Source organism: Cyanobacteria bacterium GSL.Bin1, assembly GCA_009909085.1.
Lineage (GTDB): Bacteria > Cyanobacteriota > Cyanobacteriia > Cyanobacteriales > Rubidibacteraceae > Halothece.
The window spans coordinates 1-25,066 of the sequence record JAAANX010000083.1; the positions used below are offsets into that span (position 1 = coordinate 1).

The 25,066-nt window shown below is 43.8% G+C and carries 35 protein-coding genes; 16 read left to right on the forward strand and 19 right to left on the reverse strand.

What is annotated here, in order from left to right:
* Positions 1-197 precede the first annotated feature (197 nt).
* From GVY04_10220 to GVY04_10265, 10 genes are all read right to left on the reverse strand, one after another.
* Positions 198-824 (reverse strand): Uma2 family endonuclease, encoded by a 627-nt coding sequence (locus GVY04_10220; protein ID NBD16488.1) that lies wholly within the window; start codon positions 822-824, stop codon positions 198-200.
* 192 nt (positions 825-1,016) lie between these two features.
* Positions 1,017-1,307, reverse strand: a complete 291-nt coding sequence (locus tag GVY04_10225) for a type II toxin-antitoxin system RelE/ParE family toxin (protein NBD16489.1) — start codon at positions 1,305-1,307, stop codon at positions 1,017-1,019.
* On the reverse strand, positions 1,304-1,534 hold the full coding sequence (locus tag GVY04_10230) for an acyl-protein synthetase (protein NBD16490.1): 231 nt from the start codon (positions 1,532-1,534) through the stop codon (positions 1,304-1,306). The genes GVY04_10225 and GVY04_10230 overlap by 4 nt, the downstream gene beginning before the upstream one ends.
* Positions 1,535-1,811: 277 nt before the next feature.
* Positions 1,812-2,084 (reverse strand): hypothetical protein, encoded by a 273-nt coding sequence (locus GVY04_10235; GenBank protein ID NBD16491.1) that lies wholly within the window; start codon positions 2,082-2,084, stop codon positions 1,812-1,814.
* A complete protein-coding gene (locus GVY04_10240; GenBank protein ID NBD16492.1) occupies positions 2,081-2,302 on the reverse strand; it encodes a hypothetical protein in 222 nt (73 codons plus the stop codon). The genes GVY04_10235 and GVY04_10240 overlap by 4 nt, the downstream gene beginning before the upstream one ends.
* 111 nt (positions 2,303-2,413) lie before the next feature.
* Complete coding sequence (locus tag GVY04_10245; protein NBD16493.1) at positions 2,414-2,725, reverse strand: hypothetical protein; 312 nt, start codon at positions 2,723-2,725, stop codon at positions 2,414-2,416.
* The gene (locus GVY04_10250; GenBank protein NBD16494.1) at positions 2,694-2,900 is read right to left on the reverse strand and encodes a hypothetical protein; all 207 of its coding nucleotides are present in this window, start codon (positions 2,898-2,900) and stop codon (positions 2,694-2,696) included. The genes GVY04_10245 and GVY04_10250 overlap by 32 nt, the downstream gene beginning before the upstream one ends.
* 4 nt (positions 2,901-2,904) lie before the next feature.
* The gene (locus GVY04_10255) at positions 2,905-3,282 is read right to left on the reverse strand and encodes a GIY-YIG nuclease family protein (protein ID NBD16495.1); all 378 of its coding nucleotides are present in this window, start codon (positions 3,280-3,282) and stop codon (positions 2,905-2,907) included.
* A gap of 263 nt (positions 3,283-3,545) precedes the next feature.
* The gene (locus tag GVY04_10260; GenBank protein ID NBD16496.1) at positions 3,546-3,806 is read right to left on the reverse strand and encodes a type II toxin-antitoxin system RelE/ParE family toxin; all 261 of its coding nucleotides are present in this window, start codon (positions 3,804-3,806) and stop codon (positions 3,546-3,548) included.
* Positions 3,803-4,042 (reverse strand): hypothetical protein, encoded by a 240-nt coding sequence (locus GVY04_10265; protein NBD16497.1) that lies wholly within the window; start codon positions 4,040-4,042, stop codon positions 3,803-3,805. The genes GVY04_10260 and GVY04_10265 overlap by 4 nt, the downstream gene beginning before the upstream one ends.
* A 92-nt stretch (positions 4,043-4,134) precedes the next feature.
* On the opposite strand from GVY04_10265, the gene GVY04_10270 reads away from it, so the two are divergent.
* Positions 4,135-4,314 carry a hypothetical protein gene (locus tag GVY04_10270; protein NBD16498.1) on the forward strand — a complete coding sequence of 60 codons (180 nt, stop codon included), beginning with the start codon at positions 4,135-4,137 and terminating at the stop codon, positions 4,312-4,314.
* A gap of 113 nt (positions 4,315-4,427) precedes the next feature.
* Here GVY04_10270 and GVY04_10275 read toward each other — a convergent pair whose 3' ends face one another.
* Positions 4,428-4,565 (reverse strand): hypothetical protein, encoded by a 138-nt coding sequence (locus tag GVY04_10275; GenBank protein ID NBD16499.1) that lies wholly within the window; start codon positions 4,563-4,565, stop codon positions 4,428-4,430.
* Between the two features lie 269 nt (positions 4,566-4,834).
* Here GVY04_10275 and GVY04_10280 point away from each other — a divergent pair, with 269 nt between their 5' ends.
* The 5 genes from GVY04_10280 (at position 4,835) to GVY04_10300 (ending at position 6,420) form a co-directional block, all read left to right on the forward strand.
* Entirely contained in the window at positions 4,835-5,056 is a 222-nt protein-coding gene (locus tag GVY04_10280; protein ID NBD16500.1) for a hypothetical protein, read from the forward strand.
* A 168-nt stretch (positions 5,057-5,224) separates the two neighbouring features.
* Positions 5,225-5,500 carry a hypothetical protein gene (locus GVY04_10285; protein NBD16501.1) on the forward strand — a complete coding sequence of 92 codons (276 nt, stop codon included), beginning with the start codon at positions 5,225-5,227 and terminating at the stop codon, positions 5,498-5,500.
* 78 nt (positions 5,501-5,578) lie between these two features.
* On the forward strand, positions 5,579-5,920 hold the full coding sequence (locus tag GVY04_10290; GenBank protein NBD16502.1) for a type II toxin-antitoxin system RelE/ParE family toxin: 342 nt from the start codon (positions 5,579-5,581) through the stop codon (positions 5,918-5,920).
* Positions 5,921-5,924: 4 nt separating this feature from the next.
* Positions 5,925-6,242, forward strand: a complete 318-nt coding sequence (locus tag GVY04_10295; protein NBD16503.1) for a transcriptional regulator — start codon at positions 5,925-5,927, stop codon at positions 6,240-6,242.
* Entirely contained in the window at positions 6,205-6,420 is a 216-nt protein-coding gene (locus GVY04_10300; protein ID NBD16504.1) for a hypothetical protein, read from the forward strand. Before GVY04_10295 ends, GVY04_10300 begins: the two co-directional genes overlap by 38 nt.
* A 23-nt stretch (positions 6,421-6,443) precedes the next feature.
* On the opposite strand, the gene GVY04_10305 is transcribed toward GVY04_10300, so the two are convergent.
* From GVY04_10305 to GVY04_10320, 4 genes are all read right to left on the reverse strand, one after another.
* Entirely contained in the window at positions 6,444-6,743 is a 300-nt protein-coding gene (locus GVY04_10305) for a hypothetical protein (protein NBD16505.1), read from the reverse strand.
* Positions 6,740-7,018, reverse strand: a complete 279-nt coding sequence (locus GVY04_10310; GenBank protein ID NBD16506.1) for a toxin — start codon at positions 7,016-7,018, stop codon at positions 6,740-6,742. The genes GVY04_10305 and GVY04_10310 overlap by 4 nt, the downstream gene beginning before the upstream one ends.
* Before the next feature lie 69 nt (positions 7,019-7,087).
* Positions 7,088-7,387, reverse strand: a complete 300-nt coding sequence (locus tag GVY04_10315; GenBank protein NBD16507.1) for a hypothetical protein — start codon at positions 7,385-7,387, stop codon at positions 7,088-7,090.
* Positions 7,388-7,549: 162 nt separating this feature from the next.
* The gene (locus GVY04_10320) at positions 7,550-8,596 is read right to left on the reverse strand and encodes a (p)ppGpp synthetase (protein ID NBD16508.1); all 1,047 of its coding nucleotides are present in this window, start codon (positions 8,594-8,596) and stop codon (positions 7,550-7,552) included.
* A 241-nt stretch (positions 8,597-8,837) separates the two neighbouring features.
* Here GVY04_10320 and smc point away from each other — a divergent pair, with 241 nt between their 5' ends.
* The 5 genes from smc (at position 8,838) to GVY04_10345 (ending at position 15,687) form a co-directional block, all read left to right on the forward strand.
* Positions 8,838-12,395 (forward strand): chromosome segregation protein SMC, encoded by a 3,558-nt coding sequence (gene smc, locus GVY04_10325; protein NBD16509.1) that lies wholly within the window; start codon positions 8,838-8,840, stop codon positions 12,393-12,395.
* A 132-nt stretch (positions 12,396-12,527) separates the two neighbouring features.
* On the forward strand, positions 12,528-13,544 hold the full coding sequence (locus GVY04_10330; protein NBD16510.1) for a photosystem reaction center subunit H: 1,017 nt from the start codon (positions 12,528-12,530) through the stop codon (positions 13,542-13,544).
* Between the two features lie 157 nt (positions 13,545-13,701).
* On the forward strand, positions 13,702-14,271 hold the full coding sequence (locus tag GVY04_10335; protein NBD16511.1) for a hypothetical protein: 570 nt from the start codon (positions 13,702-13,704) through the stop codon (positions 14,269-14,271).
* Between the two features lie 141 nt (positions 14,272-14,412).
* On the forward strand, positions 14,413-14,988 hold the full coding sequence (locus GVY04_10340) for a chemical-damaging agent resistance protein C (protein ID NBD16512.1): 576 nt from the start codon (positions 14,413-14,415) through the stop codon (positions 14,986-14,988).
* A 69-nt stretch (positions 14,989-15,057) separates the two neighbouring features.
* Positions 15,058-15,687, forward strand: coding sequence for a hypothetical protein (locus tag GVY04_10345; GenBank protein ID NBD16513.1), 630 nt, complete (start codon positions 15,058-15,060; stop codon positions 15,685-15,687).
* Between the two features lie 22 nt (positions 15,688-15,709).
* On the opposite strand, the gene GVY04_10350 is transcribed toward GVY04_10345, so the two are convergent.
* Complete coding sequence (locus tag GVY04_10350) at positions 15,710-16,825, reverse strand: solute-binding protein (GenBank protein NBD16514.1); 1,116 nt, start codon at positions 16,823-16,825, stop codon at positions 15,710-15,712.
* Positions 16,822-17,556, reverse strand: a complete 735-nt coding sequence (locus tag GVY04_10355; protein NBD16515.1) for a hypothetical protein — start codon at positions 17,554-17,556, stop codon at positions 16,822-16,824. Before GVY04_10355 ends, GVY04_10350 begins: the two co-directional genes overlap by 4 nt.
* Positions 17,557-18,016: 460 nt before the next feature.
* Here GVY04_10355 and GVY04_10360 point away from each other — a divergent pair, with 460 nt between their 5' ends.
* The gene (locus GVY04_10360; GenBank protein NBD16516.1) at positions 18,017-18,541 is read left to right on the forward strand and encodes a hypothetical protein; all 525 of its coding nucleotides are present in this window, start codon (positions 18,017-18,019) and stop codon (positions 18,539-18,541) included.
* 16 nt (positions 18,542-18,557) lie between these two features.
* Here the strand turns inward: GVY04_10360 and GVY04_10365 are convergent, their stop codons facing one another.
* Together GVY04_10365 and GVY04_10370 are read right to left on the reverse strand one after the other, a co-directional pair.
* Positions 18,558-19,637, reverse strand: a complete 1,080-nt coding sequence (locus GVY04_10365; protein NBD16517.1) for an NAD(P)-binding protein — start codon at positions 19,635-19,637, stop codon at positions 18,558-18,560.
* Positions 19,638-19,687: 50 nt separating this feature from the next.
* Positions 19,688-21,361, reverse strand: a complete 1,674-nt coding sequence (locus GVY04_10370; protein NBD16518.1) for an extracellular solute-binding protein — start codon at positions 21,359-21,361, stop codon at positions 19,688-19,690.
* 202 nt (positions 21,362-21,563) lie between these two features.
* Here GVY04_10370 and GVY04_10375 point away from each other — a divergent pair, with 202 nt between their 5' ends.
* The 4 genes from GVY04_10375 (at position 21,564) to GVY04_10390 (ending at position 25,024) form a co-directional block, all read left to right on the forward strand.
* Positions 21,564-22,181 carry a DUF3318 domain-containing protein gene (locus GVY04_10375; protein NBD16519.1) on the forward strand — a complete coding sequence of 206 codons (618 nt, stop codon included), beginning with the start codon at positions 21,564-21,566 and terminating at the stop codon, positions 22,179-22,181.
* A gap of 86 nt (positions 22,182-22,267) precedes the next feature.
* Complete coding sequence (cofH, locus tag GVY04_10380; protein ID NBD16520.1) at positions 22,268-23,419, forward strand: 7,8-didemethyl-8-hydroxy-5-deazariboflavin synthase subunit CofH; 1,152 nt, start codon at positions 22,268-22,270, stop codon at positions 23,417-23,419.
* Between the two features lie 33 nt (positions 23,420-23,452).
* Positions 23,453-23,773: a hypothetical protein gene (locus tag GVY04_10385; GenBank protein ID NBD16521.1), complete on the forward strand. Its 321-nt coding sequence runs from the start codon at positions 23,453-23,455 to the stop codon at positions 23,771-23,773.
* Positions 23,774-23,809: 36 nt separating this feature from the next.
* Positions 23,810-25,024: a tetratricopeptide repeat protein gene (locus GVY04_10390; protein NBD16522.1), complete on the forward strand. Its 1,215-nt coding sequence runs from the start codon at positions 23,810-23,812 to the stop codon at positions 25,022-25,024.
* Positions 25,025-25,066 lie beyond the last annotated feature (42 nt).

Consider the following 25,066-nt stretch of genomic DNA (forward strand, 5'->3'; position numbering starts at 1 on the left):
TCATTCTCTGACTCAGTGATCTCAATTTTAAGTACTCCTGACATAACTTTTAGTTGTAAATAGACACCATCTTATTTGTAGCACATATTTGGCAAATTGGTATAACGTTCCCAATCAGCAGCAGTAGACAACTCTTGAATCAGCACCAGCAGCTTTCGCCCGTCCGCTGCGTTGGGGTTGTTATGCCGCATCGTTACCTATCTATTAGCCCTCAAAACTTGTTCAGCCGTTAGTCTCAACTCTAGGAAAGTTGGAGAGACGATAATTTCACAGCCTCGAAGCTGCTGAATTTCATACTCTTCATCCACTAGCGAACAGATGGAAAGGGTGGGCTGTTTGGGCTTCCCAATCTGTCGAGTCCCCCCCAATCCCGCGTAGTCAGCAATCCAATATTCTGGGATCCCTAAAGCTGCGTAGTCCTCGACCTTACGAGCATAATCATTTTGCCAGTTGCTACTCACAACTTCCGCCACAAATTTAATCGAACTGCCTAGAGTTAGAATTGACTGGTCAGACCAAAACGGTTCTTGAATCAATTCATCTTGATCGACAACGGCAACATCAGGTCGAAACGCTGTCATCGCAGCATTAGAAGGGCGCAATAATCCTCGCTGAAGCACCAACCAAGGTAAGCCTGTTCCCTCGACCTGGACACAGATTTTTGCGGTGATGAAAGCGGTAACTTCTTCATGCTGACCTGTTGGTTCCAAGTCGAACACCTCTCCATCAATCAGTTCATAGCGGTTATCCCCACCATACTGGACAAGGAACTCGTCAAAGCTGAGCGACTTTTGTGGGGTTAGCTGGTCGATCGCGAGAGCCATAGGTCAACTTAGCCTGATCAATACCTTCAGTCTACCAAATTGAATTTTTGCTAGATGTACGCTGCGTATTACATTAAAGCCCTGCTGCCTAACGGTGAAGTGGTGCGGCAGCAGATGACCTTGAATTCTCTCTCACCGGTAATCTCCGCTTCGTCTGCACCAACGCAGTGTTAGGCGGTTGGTAGTTTCGATCTACTGGCGGCTTTTCCAGTAACCAGGCTCACGACTGCAATGCATGACTGCCAAAATCAAAATGTAGTCTTGTTCAATTGTATAGAGAATACCATAAGGAAACCTACGTGCCATACACCGCCGAACGTCTTTATCAATGGCAGCATAGCGGGTTGGGGCTTCCCTGATCCGATAGACTGTATCCTCGATCGCGTTTATGAATGCTTGAGCAACCTCAACCCTCTGCTCTATGTAGTATTGAACTGCTTCAGCGTACTCACTCAGTGCTTCAGGATGAAAGACGTACCTCATGGCTCAATCAGTCGTCTGACCTGAGCTAGAGCGTCTTCACCAGGGATTGACTCAACAGAACCATCTCGCACCTCATCTCGTCGGCGCTTGGCTTCAGTTACCCAAACTGCCTGAATTGCTGAGTCGGTATCGAACTCTAAGCTTTCTACCAACTTATCTGCGAGAAGTGCTCTCGCTTCACTAGGCAGAGACAATAATTCCTCAGTCAGTTGCTCGATTGACCGCATATTCCCTCTTAAGACATTGAATAGCAATATTAATATTCTAATAGCTTTAGACGGGTTATTAGCTACAGGTATCTAGGTAATCATTAGCCACGAAAGTGATCAATATCGTTGAGCTAAGATGCTCAGTTCGAGGTATCAAGGTATCCTACCAGACTAAGCGATCGCGCCTTCCTCTCCTTCCCAAAAACAACGATCACGCTCTCTCTACTCTTCCTAAAACACTGATCACGCGCTCAGTTATTCCAAGGAAAATGATAGCTTTTAATCAAGCCTATCTTTATAAATTTTTCAGCAATTTATCATATTCACTATGTGAACCAATCCAAAACCAAATGATTTTATTTGATGTTTTCAGGATTCCTACAGCACGCCAACCAATTCCTACTCTGATCGAATACAAAGGTTCTTGAGTGTTGAGTTTTTTAAATTCTAAACTCGGATGTGTTGGATTTTCCTTCCAGAGTTTATAATTCTTCCGTGCCGTCTGTTTAACTCTCTCTGGTAATTGAGCAAAACGTTGGACGAAATCATTAGTTAGTTCAGAATTCATAGTTCATCAAAGCCCATCTCCTTGGTTTTCCCTTCGAGAGAATCATTTAAAGCTTGACGGGCTAATTGATCTAGGGAGGAACTTTGAGGTTGAGATAAAGTCTCCTGCCATTGAAGCTCACTTTCAATATCTTCAATCACTTGTTGAGCCAGTTCATCTTGAATATGTTCTGGCAAATTTTGGGCTTTATTGAAGGCTTCTGTTAATAAATTAGTCATTTTTTTCTTCAGCAATCAAAAATATTTCTTGCTTTCTCAAGCATATCGCGCTCTCTCTACTCTTCACAAATCACGATGGCTTCGCCGGTTCGCGTAGCGAACATCGCGCTATCAGTTATCCCAAGGAAAATTATAGGTTTCAATCAAGCCCATCCTGACTAGCAATTGACTAAATGAAGAGCAAAATGTTTTCCGACAGAATGTTTGTCTCCTGTGATCGCGCCTTCCTCTCCTTCCCCAAACCGCGATCGCGCTTTTCTCCCTTCCACACAAACAGTGATCGCGCTCCCCTCTCCTTCCTAAACACCGATCGCGCTTTCTCCTCCTTTCCAAAAACAACGATTGCGCTCTTTCTCCTTCCTCAAACAGCGATCGCGCTTCCCTTTCCTTTTTACTGTCCGCGCCCAGGCTTGCAATCTGCAAAGCCAATTGCTTCGCTATCGAGAAAACTAGCAATTGCCATTTCAACCACTGCCTCAATCGGATACTCTATTTCAGTGGCTCGATCAATCAGAGCCGTCCGAATTCGCTCAGGCAACCGTTCTAAAATGACTTCAGCATCAGCAGGGGAAAGTTGCTCTTGAAGTTTAGATTGCATAGCATCACCTTTGAGTAGGAATCTGGACATTGTAAGGGGGATCGGTTGCCCTTAGAATAATAGCTTCTAGTTCCGATAGTAACGCAGGGTTTCCAAAATAAGGAAGAACCTGTACTGCGATCCGCACTTCTTCATCGTTATATTTGTCAAGCCACGCCCACAAAAAAGCCTTATGCCCACCACTAAAACGACCTCGTAAACTCTTTGTCTTACCGATGTAGAGCAACCCATTGTTTTTGTGCCGAATTGCATAAATACCGGGACGCATAGGAAGAGTGTCAAATTCACGGCTTAATGGTTGACATTCTTCAAAAGGGGTAAAGGCAATTGCATCTAAAATACCTCGGGCTTCAGTTTGAAGATCAGAGTCATTCGTTGGCATGGGAACATCGAAGGTTAACCGCATTAAATTATATTCCCATAACGCTAAAAAATAGTTAGATTCTATAATCTTCCCACTGCGATCGCGCTCCCCTCTCCTTCATCAAACAGCGAGGCTCTACGGCTCAGTCTGGAGACCTACGCGCTTCCCTCTCCTTTCTCAAACAGCGATCGCGCCCGATTTTTCTGAAACATCTAAGTCCGCCGCTGACTTTGGTCGTTAGCCATTGACAATGATTAAATTCTATAATCGTACAACAACTGTCACTTTCTATAAACATCTTTTCGGTGTTTGCATTGCAAGAGGAGAATCAGGAACTCTTTATCGTCGATTTCGTAACGAACACGATAAGCACCAATACGAATACGGTACTCATTGTCAGAACCTTTCATCTTGATCACTCCAGCAGGACGTGGGTCTTCAGCGAGTTGCTGGATTTTACCAGCAATACGCTCGTAAACGTCATCAGGCAAAGCATCTAGCTGTTTTTGTACAACTTTGGGCGTAATGATGATGTAGGTCATGTTGACTGCTCTGTGCGTTGTACCCTGTATTCATCAAAGGTCATGTAATCGCCTGCGTTGTAATCTGCACGGGCAGCTTGAATCTCAGCAAGGTCTTCTGGAGAATCTTCATCATCTTGGAATAACTCAGCTTCCAGAAGTTCCCAAAGCTGATGCTTTTCAGCAATCCCTAAGGATGAGATAGCTATCTTAAGTGATTGAAATGAGATATTTACTTTCACAGTATTCTCAGCCATTAGAACTTACCTCCATTTCTGATTTCATCTGTATATTTTAATTACTCTTATGCCCATTCTCGCATTGACTCATCGAGGTCATTTGCACTGCCTTGTTAGCCATCGACAATCATCAAACTCTATCATCTGCTAACCATGTAGGTCGAAGTGGAGCCCGTAGGCTTCGCGCCTTTAAGTTGTGTGATCGCGCCCTCTCTCCTCTTTCCAAAAACAGCGATCGCGCTTCTCTCCCTTCCACACAAACAGTGATCGCGCTCCCCTCTCCTTCCTAAACACTGATCGCGCTTCCTTCCCTTTCCACAAACAACGATCGCGCTCTCTCTACTCTTCACAAACCGCGATGGCTTCGCCGATTCGCGTAGCGAACATCGCGCGCTCAGTTATCCTAAGGAGAATTAAATGTTTCTTCAGCAACTTTCGCAAGTTCCTTCTTTCGCTGTGGGGTTAAAACAGACTTAAACTCTCCTGCTTCAAAACCACGCAGAATCTCTTTTTCTTCCGCATCAAGTTTGATTTCCCTCATGAATTGTCTCCAAAGTATTGCTGAGTCCCTTTTCTACTGGGAATCACAGTTTTTAAGAATATTTAATCATCACTTTGCTGTTAAGATATTTGAGCTACATTATAGGAGAATCAAACACTTGCCAACAGTTGAACAAGCTCTACGCTGTTTTCAGCTTTGCCAAAACCTCACCGATATGTATCTTTCCGTAGATATGCTGCGTCTAGATCTGAGAACGGGATCTTGCATCATCATTGCAGGAAATGAAGTTTTAATTGAGGTTTACCCCAATGGGAATTGGAGATTTATCTATGAACTCTGAATTTCAAACGATGACGATCAAAGAACTTAAAAAATACGTCTTAGAGCACCGAAATGATCATGCTGCTTTTCAGGCTTTAATGGAGCGTGTCGATGAACAACCTGAGAGACAAGTTTATGGTGAAGTCAATTCTGAACAATTTTTTGAACTGCTACAAAAGTATCGTCGCTCTCAGTCAGATGATGAGTAAGTAGGTCGGCGCATTAAAACAGCACTAGATTACGTTTTGTAAATCAAGTCAAAAGCCCCTCAAGAGGGGGAATTGAATTAAGTTTACAATCTGTAAGGAACAAGGAAATTATAACGCCGACCTACTTAGTGGCTTTAGCGCGATTGCCTCTGGCACCAAATTGAAGATTTGATCGCGCTTCCCTCTCCTTCCAAAAACAGCGATCGCGCCTTCCTCTCCTTCCCCAAACAGCGATCGCGCTTTTCTCCCTTCCACACAAACAGTGATCGCGCTCCCCTCTCCTTCCTAAACACCGATCGCGCTTTCTCCTCCTTTCCAAAAACAACGATCGCGCTCTTTCTCCTTCCTCAAACAGCGATCGCGCCTTCTCCCCTTCCAAAAAACAGTGATCGCGCCTCCCTCCTCTTACACAAAAACCGATCGCGTTCTCCTCCCTTTTCCTAAAACGTAATGATAAACCATAAAGTATTTTAGAGCTAAGATAAGTAACTAACGAGTCTTCTGGATTGATTTAGTAAAATTTTGAATCAAGAGCGATTATGGGAAATTGAAAAGTATGTCACTCAAGAGGGGGTTTGTCTTTTTGATGAATGGTTTGAAACCTTAGACTCTCAATTTCAAGCTCGAGTTGATGTTCGTTTTGACCGCATCAGCTTGGGGAATTTTGGTGATACTAAAAACTTAGGTGGGGGAATCTATGAATTACGATTTTCTTTTGGTGCAGGATACCGAGTTTATTATGGAATTCGAGGGAGACGAGTAATCCTTTTACTGACAGGTGGCTCAAAAAAGAGTCAGAATAAAGATATTAGACTTGCGAAAGAGCTTTGGAATGCTTACAAAAAAGAAAACAGAGGAGAATAATCTAATGCCAGTTAAAAGTTACAGAAACGATTTGCTAGTGAGACTGACTAATGCCGAGTATTCATCACAATATCTGAAAGTGGCTTTTGAGGCAACTCTAGAAGATGGAAATATGGAGGCTTTTTTATTGGCTCTAAATAATGTGATTGAAGCCAGAGAAGGGACTTCAGAAGTGGCTAAAGAAGCGAATATTTCTAAGGAAGAATTAAAGCGTTTTCTCAAGGAAGAAGAAAGTCCTAATTTGATGACGCTTACTTCTATTCTCAAAGCAGTTGGGTTAACAATTGACTTTAAACCCTCAGCATCTGTTAATCAAGACTAAACGCGATCGCGCTTCCCTTCCTCCCCTTTCTCAAACAACGATCGCGCTTCCCTTCCTCCCCTTTCTCAAACAACGATCGCGCCTTCCTCTCCTTCCCCAAACAGCGATGTGGCGAAGCTACCGCTCTACGAGCATCGCGCTCCTTCCCTCTTCTACAAAATTTGGCACTTTTAACTAATCAGTTTTCTTTAGATTTTCCAGTTAATCTGGGTCAAGCGACTTGTTAGCTGTAGCATCATATAAACTACCAGATACGTACTTATGAAGGATGCTCGATACAAGTGTTTGATAGGGGATACCTTCCTCTAATGCACGCCTTTGTAGTGCTTCTAGATCACGTGAGGAGATGCGAATATTGATGCGTTTATCTTTTTTGAAGGTCTCTTCCGCAGCTTTCGCAAGTTCCTCTTTTCGCTGTGGCGTGACAACAGACTTAAACTCTCCTGCTTCAAAATCACGCAGAATCTCTTTTTCTTCCGCATTTAGTTTCATTTGACTCATGAATTGCCTCCAAGGTATTGTTTGGTTGCTTTTCTACTGGGAATCACCGTTTTTAAAAAGATTTCATCATCATTTTCTACGTATGGGACTAAATAGGCATATTCATCAACCTCTACAACAAATATCCGTTGACTTGGATCTTTAACTTGGTTGGGGTGTTCAATATCGTCCAGCAATCGTCCCTTTTGTATGTTAAACAAAATATCCTCAAAAGATATCTGACGGTCTTCTATAAGTTGCTGATTTTTTTTTGAGTTCCAGTTGAAAGGCTTCATGAGGTTGAGTTTAACAGATATGTGTGCTTATTGGCATCATTTCTAGTAGCCTTCTCCAACAAGACTTCACTAAAACACGCGATCGCGCTTCTCTCCCTTCCACATAAACAGTGATCGCGCGCCCCTCTCCTTCCTAAACACCGATCGCGCCTTCCCCTCCTTTCCAAAAACAACGATCGCGCCTTCTCTCCCCTTTCCAAAAACAACGATCGCGCTCCCCTCTCCTTCCTCAAACAGCGATCGCGCCTTCCTCTCCTTCCCCAAACAGCGATCACGCTTCTCTCCCTTCCACACAAACAGTGATCGCGCTCCCCTCTCCTTCCCAAACACTGATTGCGCCTCTATCCGCCGCACTGCCTTTTCAGCCATTATCACTTTACTATAATGATCGAGCTCTCTCTATTCTTCACAAACCACGATGGCTTCGCCGGTTCGCGTAGCGAACATTGCGCTATCAGTTATCCCAAGGAAAATTATAGGTTTTAATCCAGTCCATCCTTACTAGCAATTTTTGTTCTAAGCAGTGAAGTTTCAATTAGGCACTGAATTACTTGCTTCCATAACCTTTTCTATATATTTAGCAAAGTCGCTTGTATCTGCAAAATAATTTGGATATGCTTTTTTCAGTCCATGTACTGATGAGGCGGATACAAGGACAACATCTTTGTCAGTATTGTCCCTAAAGTCTTTTTCAAGGCTCGCGTATTGCTCTGTTGCTAATTTGAGTTGCTCTTTAGGAAATCGTTGTACGTTCATAATTGATTCCTTTATATCTAAAGTTAAAAGGAAATAATCACTCTTATTCTGAGTTTTTTGCCCTAAATGATGTGTAGAAACAGCAAAAGCTCGTAATCTTGGCAAAACTCCTAAATCTTCAATGGCTTGGATTAAAGCAACTCTATTTTCTGTATAAGCGTTATCAGATAGTTTATGTTCCTCAATTTCTTCAAAAGCGATGCTTGCAAGTTTAAAAAAATCCAACCAAGAATCAGACCCTTGGCTTGCTTTAAGTGCTTGCCCCGTAAATGTTCCAACTACTTCAACAGCTGTAGCCCAAGAATGTTGAATCTTGCTTCTAATTTGTAATTCAACGGAATGTCTGGAATACTGTTTTTTATCTCCATTATATTGATATACCAAATGCAGACCTCGATAACCCGAGTATTTAGGAGATCGGAGATAATCCCTTTCACGTCGAAGGATATTTCTTGTTCTGCCATTTACTATTTTATTTCTGACCGCATAGACTTTAGCTTGATTTGCTACAACAATTCTACACCCTGCAATGTCCTCCATGCGATCAAGTTTCATACCTCCTTCTCTTCTAAGTTTTGCAAGAATTGACGGTGTTCTTTTCAGTCGTTGTACAATAATTGATTTTTTGTCTACCTCAAAAGCTTTTTTTCGGAAGTATCCAAGCATGGATTGCATAGGGTATGCATGTGATGACCTCCAATTGGACAAAATGTCAAATGCTTCTAAATACTTATCTAAATCAAATTGGGATGATTTTTGACATAGATAATCACCTGCACGCCTTACAGCTTTTTTCGTATAAATTAGTTCAGTCCAAGTCAATTAAATATCACCCTTATCCTTGAAAATCATGAAACCTGTCAGAGTCACTCATGATTTTATTTGCCTAGAAAATAATATGACCATAATAACAAATTTATTATCTTTAAATCACAAATCTTAATTGATAAATTAATGAAGCTAATTCTCAGGTAATGAAAGAAACATCTCCATCCTTACTTTGCTAAACTATCAGCACTATTACGGTGGACTAATCTGCCCTTAGTGCCGCTAAAATAACGTCATGGTTCATGTCAAGCGTTTAGAATTGTCGCGGTTTAAGTCGTTTGGTCAGACGACACAAATTCCGCTGCTAACGGGTTTTACTGTTGTTTCAGGTCCCAATGGGTCAGGGAAATCGAACATTCTCGATGCGCTATTGTTTGCGTTGGGCTTAGCTAGTTCCCGAGGAATGCGGGCTGAACGATTGCCCGATCTTGTCAATCATAATCAGAGTAATGGTAAAGGACGAGCCGAGACAACAGTTAAAGTGACCTTTGAACTGGATGATGAGACGGAATGGTCGGTGGCGCGTCGGCTACGGGTGACGAAAGAGGGAAGTTATGCTTCTACGTTCTATATTAATGATGAAACTTGTACGCAAAGTCAACTCCATGAACAACTGCGGGCGTTAAGAATTTATCCCGAAGGCTATAACGTCGTTTTACAGGGGGATGTCACCCGCATTATTAGTATGAACGGGCGGGAACGGCGGGAGATTATTGATGAGTTGGCGGGGGTGGCAGAGTTTGACCGCAAAATTGCCAAGGCGAAGGAAACGCTGGAGACGGTAAAGGAAAAAGAAGAACGGTGTGAGATTCTCCAACAAGAATTAATTAAAACGCGCGATCGCGCGGCCAGTGAACGCAATAAAGCGGAGAAATACCGTCAACTGAAGGCGGAAATTCAAGAGAAACAGCAATGGGAAGCCGTTTTGGAGTGGAAAGCCCTAAAACAGCAAATTGATACCTTACAGGGCGAAATTACGGGGAATGAGCAAACCTTAACTCAACTGCAGCAGACGATTCAAACTACAGAAAGTCAAATCCAAGAAGCCAGTCAAACTCTAGATGACTTGAACGCCCAAGTGAAAGCCTTGGGAGAAGATGAACAGTTAGAAGCAACCTCCAAGTTGGCAACGCAAAAAGCCCAACAAGAACAACTCCAACAACGAGAAGCAGAACTGAATCAAATTCTCCAAGATACAGCCACTGCACAGGAACAAACCCAACAGCAACGGCAAGAACAGCAGTCTCGCTTACAAACCCTGCAACAGGAACTAGAAAACCTCACTCAGACGAAAATCCAAGAATTACAGCAGGCAACTGAAGCAGCGCAAGCCAAACTGGCAGACAGTCGCGAACAAGCCAACGCCATTGCCTCAGCTTCCGAAGAATGGATTCAACAACAAACCCAACTCAGTCAACAAATTAATCAACTTCAAAATAGCCTTAACCCGCAGCGCACCGAACAAGCCCAACTGCAAGAACGAGAAACCCAACTGCAGCAAAAAATCGCAGAACAACAAACTACCCTTGCTTCTCTAAACCCTGAACTGGAAACCAAACAGCAAACCATCCAAGAATTAGAACAAGCCGTTAATCAACTGCAAGAACAAGTTCAAACTCTCGCACAACAACTGAGTCACGCCGAAGAAGAGAAGAAACTGCAACAGTCGACCCAAACCCGTCTTTTACAAGAACAACGGGATAAACAACGCAAGTTAGATAAACTGGAAGCCACTCAACAAGCCCAACAAGAAGCGCAAGGAACCTATGCCACCCAAATTATTCTACAGGCTAATCTCCCTGGCGTTTGTGGTTTAGTTGCCCAACTCGGACAAGTGGAACCGCGCTATCAACTCGCTTTGGAAACGGCAGCCGGGGGAAGACTAGCAAACATCGTGGTGGAAGATGACCAAGTGGGGGCAAAAGCGATTCAACTCCTGAAAGAAAAGCGCGGCGGACGCGCAACCTTTCTCCCCCTCAATAAAATTCAAGCCCCGCGTCAAAATATGACCGCTGCCTTGCGGTATGCCAATGGCTTTGTGGATTATGCTGCCAACTTAATTGATTGTGAACCCCGCTATCAGGTGATTTTCGCTTATGTGTTTGGTAATACCGCGGTGTTTACAACCTTAGAAAATGCCCGTCCGCATCTCGGGAAAACCCGTATCGTCACCTTAGAGGGAGAAATTTTAGAAAGCAGTGGCGCGATGAGTGGGGGAAGTCGTAGCACGCGCTCTAGCCTTCATTTTGGCACAGCTACCGAAACGGAATCCGATGAAATTCAACAGTTAAAAGCCCGTTTAGCAGAAATTGATGAAATTTTAGCGGTTTGTGAACCCAAAATTGAACAAGCGACTGCTGAAAGTCAACGTCTAACCGAAAAACTCAATGAAACCCGCCAACAGCATCAGGAACAACAATGGCAGTATAAGCAAACTCAGCAGGAAATTGAACGTCTCAGCCAACAGCAACAGCAAGTGAGTCAACAATTAAGTCAAAACGAAACTGAACTCGTGCAACTGCAAGGGCGTTTAGAACTCTTAGCCAACAGCATCCCGCAGCAAGAAACGGAGTTAGTGCAACTGCAAGCCGAACTCGCGGATCTCGAAGCCAGCCATAGCAACACCCAATGGCAGGAGATTCAACAAGTGATTAAACAACAGGAAGCAGAGTTAAAGCAAGCGGAAACGGCATTGAATGAAGCGAAACAGCAACAACAGCAGCTGGAAACTGAACAACTCCGCTTACAGGAAAAAATTTCCACGTCAGAACAACGGTTAACCGAGTATGAACAGCGCGTGTTAGAGACAAACCAACAAAAAGCGAGTGTGGAAACCCAACAACAAGAAATTGCTGAAAAAATTGCCGAAACCGATACTATTATTGCCCAATTACAAGAGAAACTCGGTAAACTCAAAGAAGAGCGCGATCGCGCTGACCAAACCCTTCGTTCCCATCAACGTCAACAAGATAAGCAAACTTGGAAGCAGCAAAAGCTGCAAGAAACCCTCAGCGAACAGCAAGACCAACTCGCCACTCTCCAAAGCCAGTATAAAGAAAAGGGAAATGCTCTTCCAGAACCACTTCCCGAAATTCCTGAATTAGTGCAAGAAACGCCCAGCGAAACCATTACCTTTGCTAACTACAGCGAACAACTAACCCACCTGCAAGAAGAACTGCGCCAGATGCAAAAACGCTTGCAAGACATGGAACCGGTCAATATGCTGGCGTTAGAAGAATACGAGAAAACCCAAGCCCGTTTGGATGACCTCACCGAAAAACTAACCACTCTCCAAGCGGAACGGAACGAACTTCTCCTGCGCATCGAAACCTTTACCACCCGTCGCCTTGAAGCGTTCAACGAAGCTTTTAACGCTGTTAACGAAAACTTCCAAACCATCTTTGCCACCCTCTCCGAGGGCGATGGCTACTTACAATTGGATAAACCAGACGACCTTAGTAACGCCAACCTCAATCTGATCGCCCATCCCAAAGGAAAACCGGTTCAACGCTTACACTCGATGTCTGGCGGAGAAAAATCATTAACCGCTCTTAGTTTTATTTTCGCCCTCCAACGCTATCGTCCTTCGCCATTCTATGCCTTTGACGAAGTGGATATGTTTTTGGATGGAGCAAATGTTCAACGATTAGCTACAATGATCAAACAGCAAGCCGAGCAAGCCCAATTTATTGTCGTTAGTTTACGGCGACCGATGATCGAAGCATCTATGCGAACCATAGGCGTCACCCAAGCCAGAGGCGCGTACACCCAAGTTTTAGGTATTAAACTCTAAAGTCTTTACATTGGATACGATAAGATTAGTAGGCAAGACGCGGTTAACCCGCTCCGACCACAAAAGTATAGATTAACCAACTCCTAATTTACTGATACAAGCTGCGAGATCAAGGACTAGCAGAACAAAACAATGACAACTGAATTCAATCGTTTACGCTCTGAAGTTATCAATACCCAAGTCATCACCCGTAACAGCGGAAAGCGGTTAGGCGTAGTCAAAGAAATGCTCGTTGATATAGATCGGCGAGAAGTGGTGGCATTGGGGTTAAGAGACAACTTGATCTCCGTTGCAGGGATGCCACGCTATATGTATCTAGAAGACATTACTCAAAGTGGGGATGTCATTCTAGTTGAAGATGAAGAAGTGATCGAAGATGTTGACATCGAAGCACTGAGTGCATTAATCAACTGTGAAGTCATCACGGAAGACGGAGAAATGCTGGGGCGGGTCCGTGACTTTCAATTCAATATGGAGGATGGCAAAGTCTCGTCTTTGATCATTGCGTCTTGGGGATATCCGCAAATTCCGGATCAAATTCTCAGTACCTACGAACTCCCCATTGAAGAAATTGTTAGCAGCGGTCCCAACCGGATTATTGTCTTTGAAGGCGCAGAAGAACGTCTCACGCAGTTAACTGTTGGTCTCTTAGAAAGACTAGGAATTGGTAAAGCGCCTTGGGAAAAAGACGACGACGATCTTTACTATACTCCGCCGACCGCTCGTCCAGAAAATCAGTTAGGAACTGGCTTACCGGAACGTCCTCCGATTCGCCAAGAACCGGTTGAACGTCGAGAACCGATTCGGGAACCCGTTTATGAAGAAGAACCGGTTTACGAAGAAGCCTGGACAGAAGAAGAATGGCAAGAACCAGAAACCCCTCCTCGTCAAGAAGAGTCGATTCGCTATCAAGAAGCAGTTTTAGAAGAAGACAACTGGGGAGATGCTGATGCACCTTATGATGAACCAGAGTATGAACCGGAACCGCTCAATGGTTTAGAGGATGAAGAAATTGAAGAAGATGTTTGGCGAGATGAGGATGAAACCTATGTCCCGCCAAAAGTTGATCTTCCTGAAAAACCAAAAGCGAAGGACAAAACGAAGGAAAAAGAGAAAGAACCTGAGTACGAAGAAGAAACTAATTATTAGGGAGAGTTGTTCAGGATGGCTTGTTGCTTGCTGAAAATTCCATGATTTTCTTGCTCGCTAATTTTTTAAGATGATGCATGATCGCCAACCCGAAAAATCGAATCTTGATGAACAGATCAATCAATTGAAATCGGCACATCAAAACAAGTCATCCCCCATGTCTCAAGAAAACTCAAACACTGATCCCACTGATGAATTGTTAGAAGCAGTAAAGTCTCAGTTTCAGCAACAATCTGATTCCACTGAAGATAATGACTTGGTGGATGAAGTGAAGTCTCAATTTCGACAAAACTCTCAGGACAATGCTGCTGAATCATCTCTCAGTGAACTCAAATCTCAGTTTCAAAATGCGTCTCCTCCTTCTCAAGAGAGTGAAGAAGACTCATTAGCCGAGATCAAATCTCGTTATCAACAGCAGAAACAAGGTGCTTCTGCGCAAAAGCGTGATTCTCGCACCGATGAGTTACTGGAATCTTTGAAAACCCAACATCACAGGCAAAAAAAAGAGCACACCGAAGAGGACTACAAACGTCATCGCGAGGAAATCATCAAAGCTGAACAACAAAAACAGAAAAAACGCAAGTATTTAACCCAGAAAGCCCAAACCTGGTTAGAAAACCTCGATCCCTATTCTGATGAAGGATTTTGGTTTGAGGAGTTTGCAGAAAGTTATTCGTCTCGGTTGGAGGCGGCTGTCGATTATCTTGCTGTTTTCGAGGAAAATTAACCCTGCTCAAGAAAACGGTAGCATGAGACAATTCTGTTTAGAGGTAGGGAATGCTGGTTTGTCGCGCAAGCATTATTCTCGTTTTTGTTAGACTAAACTTGTGATCCCAACAGAATTGATTCAGTCAAAAAGAGGTGAAATATGGGAATTTCTTTGCAGAAAGGACAACGGGTTTCGCTCGAAAAAGTATCTCCCGGTTTAGAAGCAGTATTTGTCGGTTTAGGTTGGGATGTGAATCAAACGGATAGCGGAAGCGATTTTGATTTAGACACTTCTGTTTTTCTTTTAGGTAGTGATGAAAAGCTGATTTCTGATAATCATTTAGTTTTTTATAACAATTTAAAGAGTCCTGATCCTGACAATTCTGTGGAACATATGGGCGATAACCTTACCGGTGCAGGAGAAGGGGATGACGAAGTCGTCATTATTAACTTGAAGAAAGTTCCAGAAGATGTGCAAAAGATAACCTTTGTCGTCACAATTTATGATGGTGAAAAACGGGGACAAAACTTTGGACAAGTGAGTAATGCCTTTGTCCGTTTAGTTGATGTTAAAACCAAAGAAGAAGTACTTCGCTACGATTTAACCGAAGAGTATTCCATCGAAACGGCCATGATTATGGGAGAACTGTATCGAAAAGATGGAGAATGGCGCATGAGTGCAGTGGGTCAAGGCTATGAAGGCGGATTACAGGCAATTCTCAATCGTTATAGTTAAATAATTGATCCCCCTTGTCTCGGGAGAAATTAAGATATCCGACAACACTTGTTTGGGTCGGGGAACGTCATGAAAAAGTTAACGTCAAAGCCCAATGATTTAAGAAATTTTCTTGAGAAACTTTTACTGATTGCAGTGATTGCAGGAACGACGGTTGCAATTCAGACACAGCAAATTGCTTGGGGGTTCATTCCAATCGCGATCGCGCTGATTATCAACAATCTGAATCGAAAAAAAGAGCAGCGATCGCAGCAACATCGCTCTCATCATCTAGAAACTTTACTGCAAAGTAGTGAAACCGAACAAGAAAATCAGCAAATTAACTTCTTAGACTTACAAAAGCAAATTCAAGACGTTCAACAGGCATTGACTGAGTGGAAAGAAACCCACACTCAAAACTTAGAAGACATTCAAGGAACAGTTTCTGACTATCGGCAATTCAAAACGACTCAAGACAATCAATTAAAAACGCTGCAAACCCAACTCTCAGAAATTCAAGACCAATTCCATCAGTTGCAGACACTAGCAGCAAAGGAGTCTTCCCATCAAGAACAAATTAAAAACTTAAATGAGTGTTTACAACAACTCACGGAACTTTTAGATGCAATCGCGCAACGCCAAACGGAGGAAAGTCAACTCTTAAAAACTAAATTAAGCGAGCTTCAGTTAAAATTCAATCAATCTCAAGAAATTGACTAATTCCTTTACTTCGGGTGGGTGATTATTGCACCCTTTGCCATAAACGTTGAATCTCAGCTAATTCTTGCGCCTTAGGAGTCGATAAGGCTTGGTTGGCAGGATTGACCGCTGCACCGGGAATATTTTGTCCCCAAGGACTATTGGCAACTGTACTGAGATCGATTTCAGAAATGGCAGGACGAAAACCATATTGAACAAATACCGCTTGTTGTTCGGGTTGGCGCAGAAAATTAATAAATGTTTTCCCTGCTTCGGCTGTTCCCCGATCTATATTGCGACGGACAATCCCCGCAGTGGAAACCGTTTCAATCGTGGGATCAAGATAATAAATTTGGTAACTTTGGTTGCGGGTTTGTTGCGCTTGTTCCCAACGATGTAAGGCAATACTTTCGTAAACGGTCGCGACATCAGCATCATTGGGACCTCTAGTGATAAATTCTTGCAGGAGAATATCCGTCGAACGTGGGGGTAAATAAACTGAACGCTTGACTAAAGCAAATAGAGATTCTGTCTCCGCTTGTCGCAGCGCTTGTGATAAAGGGTCTCCAGTTTTGGATTGCGCCCACAAGCTGAGGGTCAACTGACCACTGTTAGAACGGGTGGGATTGGTGGTGATGAAATCAAAACTTCCCCAATCGGCAGATCCCCCAATCCGACCCCAATTTCCCTGCTGCATGGCATTTTCTAAACGTCGCCAGTCAAAGCGCCCGGAAGGAAATAAAATCTTTCCTCTCTCTTCCCAGGCAATCCCGACTAACATCGTCTTCGCGATCGCGCTGGGTTGTTCATAAAAGGCTTCTCCCTCCTGCCAACGTTCGGCTAACTGTTCTAAAATCTGGCCATTGGCAGGAATTAAAACCGTTGGGTTAAAGTCATTGCGCTGGTTAATATAGTTATTCACCAAATCTTGCGACCCCTGAAACTTCAATTCGAGATCAATTTGGGGATGGGCTTGTTCAAAGGTCGTTTCCAGCGTTTCTAACGGTTCTTTTAATTCTGTCCCACTAACCACAACCACCGTTTTATTCAAACCCGGTAAGGGGACGTAACTCGCCCCAAGGGAAGCGACAATAATCGCGATCGAAATCCAAGTGTTCTTTTTTTGTTGCTTTTGTTGCGTCTCACGAGTGCTAGTCATGGTGCTTTACTAGTTAAGATATCCACGTTTTCTTGCAAACTATTGAGTTCTGCACTCAAATTTTGGAGTTCCGTCACTTCATTCACATCCGCCAAATCGGCACTGCGTAACTTATTCTGTAGCTGTTGTAAAACCCCGGCTAAGTTTTGGATCGCGGTATTGAGGGCAATCACTTGTGCTTGTCGGGCGTCTTCTCCTTGCTGGGCTAAACGAATATTGCGCTGAACACTGTTTTGGAGGCCTTCTAACTGCTGACGAGAGGCACCAGAAGCTTTAGGCAATTTTGTTTGAATATCGGCGAGTTGGTGTTCTAACTCAGAGACCGAAAGTAAAGAATCCGACCCTTGGAACTTACGAGACAGGGTTTCAATTTGGGTGGGTAATTCCTGAGCGCGATCGCAGGCATATTGCACTTGGGTGAGGAGATCTAATGATAAAGAGGTATCGGACAAAGCGCGATCGGCTTCTTCTCGCAGCATTTCTGCTTTTTCTGCAACCGCTGTTGCCGTATGGCTTACTGCGGCTAAATCTTTTGCTAAGGCGGGGTTATCAATCAGCAGGGGGGCGGGGGCTCGTGATTTTTGAAAAGACGCACCGGCCGTCGCGATCGCGCCGGAGACAGGAAGAATCATATAGCTGGGTAACCCCACTAACCGCACACCGAGCACTAAAACCAGACCACCAATTAACACCGCGATCGGGTAATGGAGCGGATTAGCAAACCATTTCATCAACAACCTCCTATTCAAGTCCTCAACAGCTAGATCCAGCTGAGGTTTTGCTAACAATTTTACTGTAATCTGAAAACTTACTGTAGAAAAGATTTTGTCTGTGTCGCTTCGAGACTGAGCTAAAAGGATTACCTTTTCCTTCGTTTCATACTTGATCACTAACATTACTAATTGTGATGTTTTTAGATCGAAAGAAAAAAACCATAGTTATACTTGGTAAAGAGGCATCAAGTGTGATTTTTAATTGATTTTACTATTCTAGAGAAATGTAATTTTATGTGACAAAAATCAATATAATTAAATTAATATTAGAAAAGTAATCACTCAAAAAATATGTTTAAAAAAATATTAAATTTATATAAGTTTTCTCAATCTATGTTGCAAATATCAGCTTTTCCTGAAAAAGTAGCAGCGGATACTATTTAGAATTAAAGTAACGATAATATACATTATTTAAGCCATGGATACTTCTCTGATTTCGGCACAAGAAATACCAATTTTAATTATCGGTTATGGCAGTATCGAACAAGGAGATGCTTACGCTGGCTCGATGGTCGCAAAAGTGATCCAAGATTTAAAGCTGGAAAAAGTGAAAGCGCTCAGCGTTGATATGCTAACCCCAGCTTTAGCACCACTGATCTTAAAAGCAAAAACAGTTATTTTTGTTGGTTCTTATTATGTTTATGAACATATGAATCCAGAAATAATAATTAAGCATTTTTTACCACGAAACCTTACTGCTGACTTTGATACGGGTTATGATTGCTCTCCGCAAAATTTATTGGCTTTTGTAGAATCAGTGTATCATAAACTGCCTGAAGCTTATTGGATCTTGATTCCAGCCACTACTTATCGATTTCAAAATCATTTTTCTGCAACCACCAAAGCAGCAATGGAAGAGACTTTGAGATACTTTAGCCTTGAAGCTAATTTAGATCGATTTTTAGCTCAATCATCCTCGAATGAGTATGCTGTTTCCACCTAAGAAGACTTGAATTTAGTTAAGAATGATCATCGAAACGGTTGCCTGCGCGGCAAATTGATTGAGCAACTTCTAAACCGGACAGAAAAGCACTTTCAGCACTGGAGGCTAACTCATATTTTGAAGCAAATGCATCTCCTGCCAAATAGAGAGAAGGAAGCGAAGCTTGGATGAATTCCGGTGGTGAAAGAAAGGGGGCATCGAACTGAGCCAGGGGAGTGCTGTATCGCCAAAAATGCACTTGATCATCGAGAATATGGGCTTTGCCTAAATGTTCTCGCGCTGCAGCGATGAGTTCTTGAGCGCCTAAATGCCGACGTTCATTATCTTGATACTCCTGACTAAACTCAGCCGTGCCTTGTAAAGTGACAGTATAGTATTGAGAAGCAAGAGTTTTTTGAGAGTTACAAATCATCGAGTCTAGTTTTTCTCCTTGAATATGATAATAACTCCCTTGCTCAAAAGGAAGGGGGGCAGAAACAAGCAGTAATACCACTAAACACATTCGATAAGAAATCTGATTCAATCTTCTCAAGGAAGTGTCGAGTTGAGGCAAATGAGAGCGTTGTAAAAGCTGTAGGCTTTGAGGTAAGGGTGCAGTGAGGATTAGCAGCTCGCTGTCATACGTGCTGCCATCCTCTGCCGTCACTGTCCAACCCGCAGCATCACCATTCAAATTCACCACTTTGGTGCTGGTCTGAACATCAAGATTGGAAGCCAGATATTTGGCAATCTTCCGGATACCGTTAACCCCCCAATATTGTTTAACGTCAGTGGCACCGGACCGGAGTTCAATGAGTTCTAACTTCCGCCATTGGTCAAGCCAGGACTGAAATTCTGGGCTTTTTGCGCTCAGAAATTGTACCCCATAGTCACAGATTAAGCTTTCTGAGAAAGGATCTTGCTCTGAAATTTGATCAGATTTCCCTTTTGCCAACGAGGGAGGATTCATCCGACGGGTTGCCAAACGTCCGCCAATGCCTCTCCCTTTATCCAACACTTTGACCGTAAACCCCTGTGATTGCAGGTGAGTTGCTGCCACTAAACCCGTCAATCCCCCTCCAATGACCAAACAGTCCTTTCTCAAGTTGTTCTGCATGACACTCTTCTTCTCCGTGACGGATTAAGTAAGCCCAGTTCCTAATCTCCCTAAAACTCTAATTGTAAATCAGACATCAGTTGAGCAATGGTTTGTGGATTACCCTTGCGATAATAGCCCCCGTTCAGTTCTGCCATTTGTTGAAGCACATTGGGATTAAATTCCCCTTCCTTGCCATAACCCACAGTAAAGAAGGCAATCCGACGATCCGAGGAGAAATTATTTTGTTCTAATTGTTGAGTAAGGTTTTGGAGAGAAACTTGTGAGTTGGAATCTTCACCATCAGTCAAAATTAAGACAGCATTAATAGCCTCTTCCCGATAGTTTGTCTCTAACCAATTGCGAGCTTGTAACGCCGCATCGTACAATCGTGTTCCGCCATCGGCACGCAGGTTAGCAATAAACTGCATTCCCCGTTGTCGTCCTTCAGCCGTTCCATCTACTAGCACCGGTTCCTGAATTCTAAAGTCAAAATCGATTAAAGTAATTTTTTCTTTGGGACCTAGGTTTTCGATATAGGTGCGTAACGTGCTTTGTACCGCCGGTAATTTTGACCCAGCCATTGACCCGGAAGAATCAACGACGACCACCACTTGCGACGGCTTTTTCGCGTAGTTTTGCCACGAAGTCAGCATCGCCTCGACCACTTCTGGAGAAGGCGGGCGTAAAGAATTGTAGGTGGCATTAGGATCAACGCCGTATTCCTGAGAAAATTTATTTCCTAACGCGACTCCCGGTACCCCTGGACGTAATCCAAGATCAGTCGCGATCACCTGAATCTCCTCAGAACGGAGAAACTCAATCACTTGCTCAGCGGCTGCTTGTTCTTGCTCATTGACCCAGGGCGCTTGCGGTAGAATGGCGCGTAAGTTGGAGGTAAACGTCGCTTTTGGATATACCGCTTCATAGCGGGTGGTATTGTTCGGGTTACTATTGGCTGCAATGACCAGAGATTCATAAACCGAAGCAATAGAGGCCCAAAACACACCATTGGCAACCATATCTTCCGCTAAACTGGCGGTGGAGGCGCCATAACGGGTGATTTTGCTTTCAATTTCTCGCACTTGATCTTGATAAGTTTGGACATCAGCAACGGTCATTTGTTCCGGGGCTTTCCCGGAAACGCTGGCAAATTCGGCAACCAGAGTTTGTAAACCGGAATTAGAACGAGTCGGGGCAGTATGAACAAAGTTAATGGGTAAAGAGGGGCTATTTGACCCCAGTTGCTGATGATTATCGAATTTGACAAGGGTTTGGAATAAGTCTTCTTGTTGGCGTAAGTCGGGGGCTAACTCCGCTGTTGTCATAAAAACCATCGGGCTATTGGCAAGCAACGGTGCATCTGGAATATTTGGAATATAGTTTTGTCCGGGAAAAATTTGTTCAACCCGATATCGTAACTGAGCATGATAGATTTCTCCATCAACGGAAATTAAGGTGGGAAACTGAGGATCCGATGCGGAGAGACTCCCTGCATTGAGTTGTTGAGTAAGCGTCACAACTTCAGAAACAACATCACCGCTACCTTTAGTGTCACAAGTCAAATAAAAGCGTTCACCGGTTTCGAGTTTGGGGTTTTGTTGATTCAACCGTTCTGCTGCGCGATCGCAGAACATTTTTAAATCACTGCCCGCAAGAAATTTCACTTCAACCCCTTGCTGATTACCATTAGTGCTCGGCGCATTATTCAGCTGACAGCCGGTGAAGAGAAAGGGACTCCCCATTGTTATTAACACAGTAAAATTTCGGATAAGATCACTCATGATTTCAAACTTGTTCCGAGAAGATTGAGCCATTTCAATCATACTGCCATTCATTTTGGGTGGGAAGGATGAGTTAGGTCATTAAGGAATCCAACAGCCTTGAAGCGGTTGGCGTGTCAATATGATATAAATGATACAAATCGCTTTTAGCGCCATCTGAGCCATGTACCCAGATCAAGATGAAGTTCGTCGCTTAATCGACTTAATGCCAGCTTCGGGACGGATGTACACCAAAATTATTCCCAAGCCCCAGCAATCGCGCCTCATTGAAGCGCCTTTCCCTTTTCCTTGGCAGCAAGGCGCGCGACCCATTTACATTAATTTTGACCTGTGGACGGATCTCTTGCGAGGAGAACGAGATCTGGCATTACTACGTGCTGTTTGTTGGCTAACCGGAATTAAATGGTTTAAACCGGATTTGTACCAAGGGGTGGTTGTTGCGGGATTGATCGGTGCTGGCGTAGAAGCCGGGCAAGGGGATGCGATTGGTCTGTTGGTCAGTGGCGGTTTAGCGGTCTTAGCAGGAAGCCAGATTTGGCGCAAAACGCGCAGTGTGCAAACGGAATTAGATGCTGATGAAGCAGCCATCCGAGTGGCGCAACGGCGAGGCTATGATGCAGAGGAAGCGGCCCAAGCCTTGTTAAGCAGTATCGAAAAAATTGCCGAAATTGAAGCGAGAAGTAGTCTTAGTTTTTCTGAGTTGGTGCGAATGCAAAATCTACGCAAATTAGCGGGTCGTTCTGCAGTGGGTGTGCCAGAAGGTGTCAAAAAAGAATTCTAATCGCTAGAATCGGAACCAATGATCTGTAATGGCAAAGTGTTTCTCGAAACAGTTTGACGCGACTCAACAAACAACCAAAACTTAGTGTGATTTCTACAGAACTGGACTCCCTTCTGAAGCAAGCGCAGGAGCAAAAACAACTGTCTCCTGAAGCGGGTAAATTATTACTGACTCAGACCGATCTTGCTGCCCGACAAACCATTCAAGAAACAGCAGACTGGCTTCGTCAACAACAAGTTGGAGAAACTGTTACCTATGTTGTGAATCGCAATATTAATTTTACGAATATTTGCGAGCAACATTGTAGTTTTTGTGCCTTCCGGCGCGATGAAGGTACAGACGGTGCCTATTGGCTCAACTTTGAGGAAATTTTGGGCAAGTGTGCCAATGCGGTAGAACGAGGCGCAACGGAAATTTGTATGCAAGGGGGATTAAACCTGAGTGCTCAGATTAACGGTTCAGCTTTAGCTTATTATGAGGAGCTCGTGAAAACCATGAAAAGTGAGTTTCCGGATCTCCACATTCATGCGTTTTCTCCCCAAGAGGTGCAATTTATCGCCCGACAAGATGGCATCAGTTATGAAACCGTCATCGGGGAATTAAAAGCGGCCGGTGTGGGTTCAATGCCGGGAACAGCAGCGGAAATTCTTGACGATCGCGCTCGCAAGATCATTTGCCCAGAAAAAATTAACACTCAAACGTGGTTAGAGATTGTCAGCACAGCCCACCGCATGGGAATGCCAACCACTAGCACGATGTTATCGGGACATATTGAAACGCCACAACAACAAATTCACCATTTAGAACAGCTGCGATCGCTGCAAAAAATCGCGATCACGAACAACTATCCCGCTCGCATTACTGAGTTTATTCTCCTGCCCTTTGTCGGACAAGACGCTCCGAAACCGCTGCGGCAAAGAGTCGGACGAGATCAACCCATTTTAGAAGATGCCTTATTACTGACAGCAGTGGCGAGAATTTACCTCGGACAATGGATTCCCAATCATCAACCGAGTTGGGTGAAACTCGGGCTGGCGGGAGCAACCCAAGCCCTCAATTGCGGTTGTAACGATCTCGGCGGGACGTTAATGGAAGAACATATTACCACCATGGCAGGGGCGCAGGGCGGAACTTGCTTAGAAGTGGCCGACTTACAAGGCGCGATCGCTGCGGTTAATCGTCCCTACCAAGAACGAAACACACTGTATCAACCCCTTCCACAGCCGGTTACATCTTAAACCCTATCCTCATTGCTACTTAATCTTTAAACCATGTATAACAATAACAATCACGACAACTCCCGCTATAGCCATAATGGTTCGCGCCCGTCCATGCAATCGCCATTTAGTGAAGATAATGATCACGGCTTTCCCTCTCCGTTATCTGAAGACAATTTAGACCAGCATTCCGATCAAAATTCACAACCTTTAAGTCCACAGGGCAAGGAAAACTTACGGTTATTACAGCGGTTTTACATTACACTCATCGTGACTGGGGTTGTCATTGGCGGGATTTTAACCTTGGGAATCGCAAGCTTGATGCATCAATGGGATATGATTGATCCGCCGACCGAACAACAATTCAAGAATTAGTGATTCGTTACGGCTCAATCTGGGGAGAAAAAAAGAATGATCAAAAAAGTCTTATTTTTCCGGGGACTGATCACAAGCTTCGGTGTCAGTCTATCTTTGATAGCCCTCACTCCCAGTTGGGCACAACCCCCTTTCCAAAACCCCTTACAAGTCGAGACATTTGCTGATCCTCTCCTGCCGGAAATCCCCGTTATTCGTCCTTTAAGCCCTTTAGAACAATTTCGCTTAAAAGAACCCGTTGAGCAGCTCAATCAGCAAGCACAACAAGTGTATCAAGAAGGAAAGGTAGAAGAAGCGTTTCAAGTTTGGTATCGAGAACTCCGGTTGCGCCAGAAACTCGATCGCATCGAGGAAGTGGAAGCCTTGGGGCGAGTAGGGGAGGTCGCTTGGCAAGAAAATCGTTCCTCAGACTTTCGCAATATTGAGGAACGCTTAAGAGTGATTGAAAAAACGGCGCGAGCAGAGAATAACCGCGATTTGCTAGCAGCCCTTGCCGAAAATTATGAACAGATGCGAGAACTCGATGGCGCGATCGCGCTGTATGAAATTTTGGCAGAAGACCGAGAAAATCCCACTCCCTTACTGGAAAAAATTGCCCAACTGCACGCCGATCAATTTCATTACCAAGACGCTGCTCGTACCTATGAACAACTTTTAGCCGAAGCCGAAGCCCAAGGCAATACGCAAACGGTCATTAATTACTTAAAGCAACTCAAAAATTGGTACGAACAAGCGGACAATCCAGAAGCCGGAATTGAAACCAAGCAGCGTTTGATCGAAATTTACCAAGAGCAAAAAAATCTAGACGCCTTACCGACTTTAATGGTTGCCTTAGCCGACGATTATCAAACACTGGAACAGTTTGCTCAAGCGAGTCGAACCTATCAAGAGGCCTTTAAGCTGGCGCGTTCCCAACAAAAATACGCGATCGCGGCAATTGCCTTAGAAAACTTAGCTGAACTTTATCGCAATGATAGTTCTCTAGACACCACCCTCGATATTTACCAGCAACTAATCGTGATCCAAGAACAGTCCTATGATTACTATGGCTTAATGGTTACCTACGACAAAATCGGTGAAATTTATCAGCAGCAAAATCATCAAAAGCAAGCCCGGATTGCCTATGAAAAAGCCCTAGAGTTTGCCCAATCTCTAAGCTATCAAGAAGACTACTTTCGCAATAAGATTCAGAATCTACAATCTTCAAAAAACAGGTCAATTATTGATAATTGCAAAAAAAACTTGGCTTGACCTTGAATTTTATGTTATTTAGGGAGGAATCCTGAATCTAAA

Bases quoted from the DNA above. Each gene is read 5' to 3' on its own strand.
- GVY04_10360 (NBD16516.1), top strand. From the start codon at position 18,017: ATGGATACTTCTCTGATTTCGGCACAAGAAATACCAATTTTAATTATC.
- GVY04_10220 (NBD16488.1), bottom strand. From the start codon at position 824: ATGGCTCTCGCGATCGACCAGCTAACCCCACAAAAGTCGCTCAGCTTT.
- GVY04_10260 (NBD16496.1), bottom strand. From the start codon at position 3,806: ATGACCTACATCATCATTACGCCCAAAGTTGTACAAAAACAGCTAGAT.
- GVY04_10335 (NBD16511.1), top strand. From the start codon at position 13,702: ATGTCTCAAGAAAACTCAAACACTGATCCCACTGATGAATTGTTAGAA.
- GVY04_10225 (NBD16489.1), bottom strand. From the start codon at position 1,307: ATGAGGTACGTCTTTCATCCTGAAGCACTGAGTGAGTACGCTGAAGCA.
- GVY04_10340 (NBD16512.1), top strand. From the start codon at position 14,413: ATGGGAATTTCTTTGCAGAAAGGACAACGGGTTTCGCTCGAAAAAGTA.
- GVY04_10390 (NBD16522.1), top strand. From the start codon at position 23,810: ATGATCAAAAAAGTCTTATTTTTCCGGGGACTGATCACAAGCTTCGGT.
- GVY04_10265 (NBD16497.1), bottom strand. From the start codon at position 4,042: ATGGCTGAGAATACTGTGAAAGTAAATATCTCATTTCAATCACTTAAG.
- GVY04_10240 (NBD16492.1), bottom strand. From the start codon at position 2,302: ATGACTAATTTATTAACAGAAGCCTTCAATAAAGCCCAAAATTTGCCA.
- GVY04_10235 (NBD16491.1), bottom strand. From the start codon at position 2,084: ATGAATTCTGAACTAACTAATGATTTCGTCCAACGTTTTGCTCAATTA.
- GVY04_10365 (NBD16517.1), bottom strand. From the start codon at position 19,637: ATGCAGAACAACTTGAGAAAGGACTGTTTGGTCATTGGAGGGGGATTG.
- GVY04_10250 (NBD16494.1), bottom strand. From the start codon at position 2,900: ATGCAATCTAAACTTCAAGAGCAACTTTCCCCTGCTGATGCTGAAGTC.
- GVY04_10315 (NBD16507.1), bottom strand. From the start codon at position 7,387: ATGGCTGAAAAGGCAGTGCGGCGGATAGAGGCGCAATCAGTGTTTGGG.
- GVY04_10385 (NBD16521.1), top strand. From the start codon at position 23,453: ATGTATAACAATAACAATCACGACAACTCCCGCTATAGCCATAATGGT.
- smc (NBD16509.1), top strand. From the start codon at position 8,838: ATGGTTCATGTCAAGCGTTTAGAATTGTCGCGGTTTAAGTCGTTTGGT.
- GVY04_10295 (NBD16503.1), top strand. From the start codon at position 5,925: ATGCCAGTTAAAAGTTACAGAAACGATTTGCTAGTGAGACTGACTAAT.
- GVY04_10280 (NBD16500.1), top strand. From the start codon at position 4,835: ATGGGAATTGGAGATTTATCTATGAACTCTGAATTTCAAACGATGACG.
- GVY04_10310 (NBD16506.1), bottom strand. From the start codon at position 7,018: ATGAAGCCTTTCAACTGGAACTCAAAAAAAAATCAGCAACTTATAGAA.
- GVY04_10370 (NBD16518.1), bottom strand. From the start codon at position 21,361: ATGGGGAGTCCCTTTCTCTTCACCGGCTGTCAGCTGAATAATGCGCCG.
- GVY04_10230 (NBD16490.1), bottom strand. From the start codon at position 1,534: ATGCGGTCAATCGAGCAACTGACTGAGGAATTATTGTCTCTGCCTAGT.
- GVY04_10305 (NBD16505.1), bottom strand. From the start codon at position 6,743: ATGAGTCAAATGAAACTAAATGCGGAAGAAAAAGAGATTCTGCGTGAT.
- GVY04_10330 (NBD16510.1), top strand. From the start codon at position 12,528: ATGACAACTGAATTCAATCGTTTACGCTCTGAAGTTATCAATACCCAA.
- GVY04_10355 (NBD16515.1), bottom strand. From the start codon at position 17,556: ATGAAATGGTTTGCTAATCCGCTCCATTACCCGATCGCGGTGTTAATT.
- GVY04_10255 (NBD16495.1), bottom strand. From the start codon at position 3,282: ATGCCAACGAATGACTCTGATCTTCAAACTGAAGCCCGAGGTATTTTA.
- GVY04_10350 (NBD16514.1), bottom strand. From the start codon at position 16,825: ATGACTAGCACTCGTGAGACGCAACAAAAGCAACAAAAAAAGAACACT.
- GVY04_10375 (NBD16519.1), top strand. From the start codon at position 21,564: ATGTACCCAGATCAAGATGAAGTTCGTCGCTTAATCGACTTAATGCCA.
- GVY04_10275 (NBD16499.1), bottom strand. From the start codon at position 4,565: ATGAGGGAAATCAAACTTGATGCGGAAGAAAAAGAGATTCTGCGTGGT.
- GVY04_10345 (NBD16513.1), top strand. From the start codon at position 15,058: ATGAAAAAGTTAACGTCAAAGCCCAATGATTTAAGAAATTTTCTTGAG.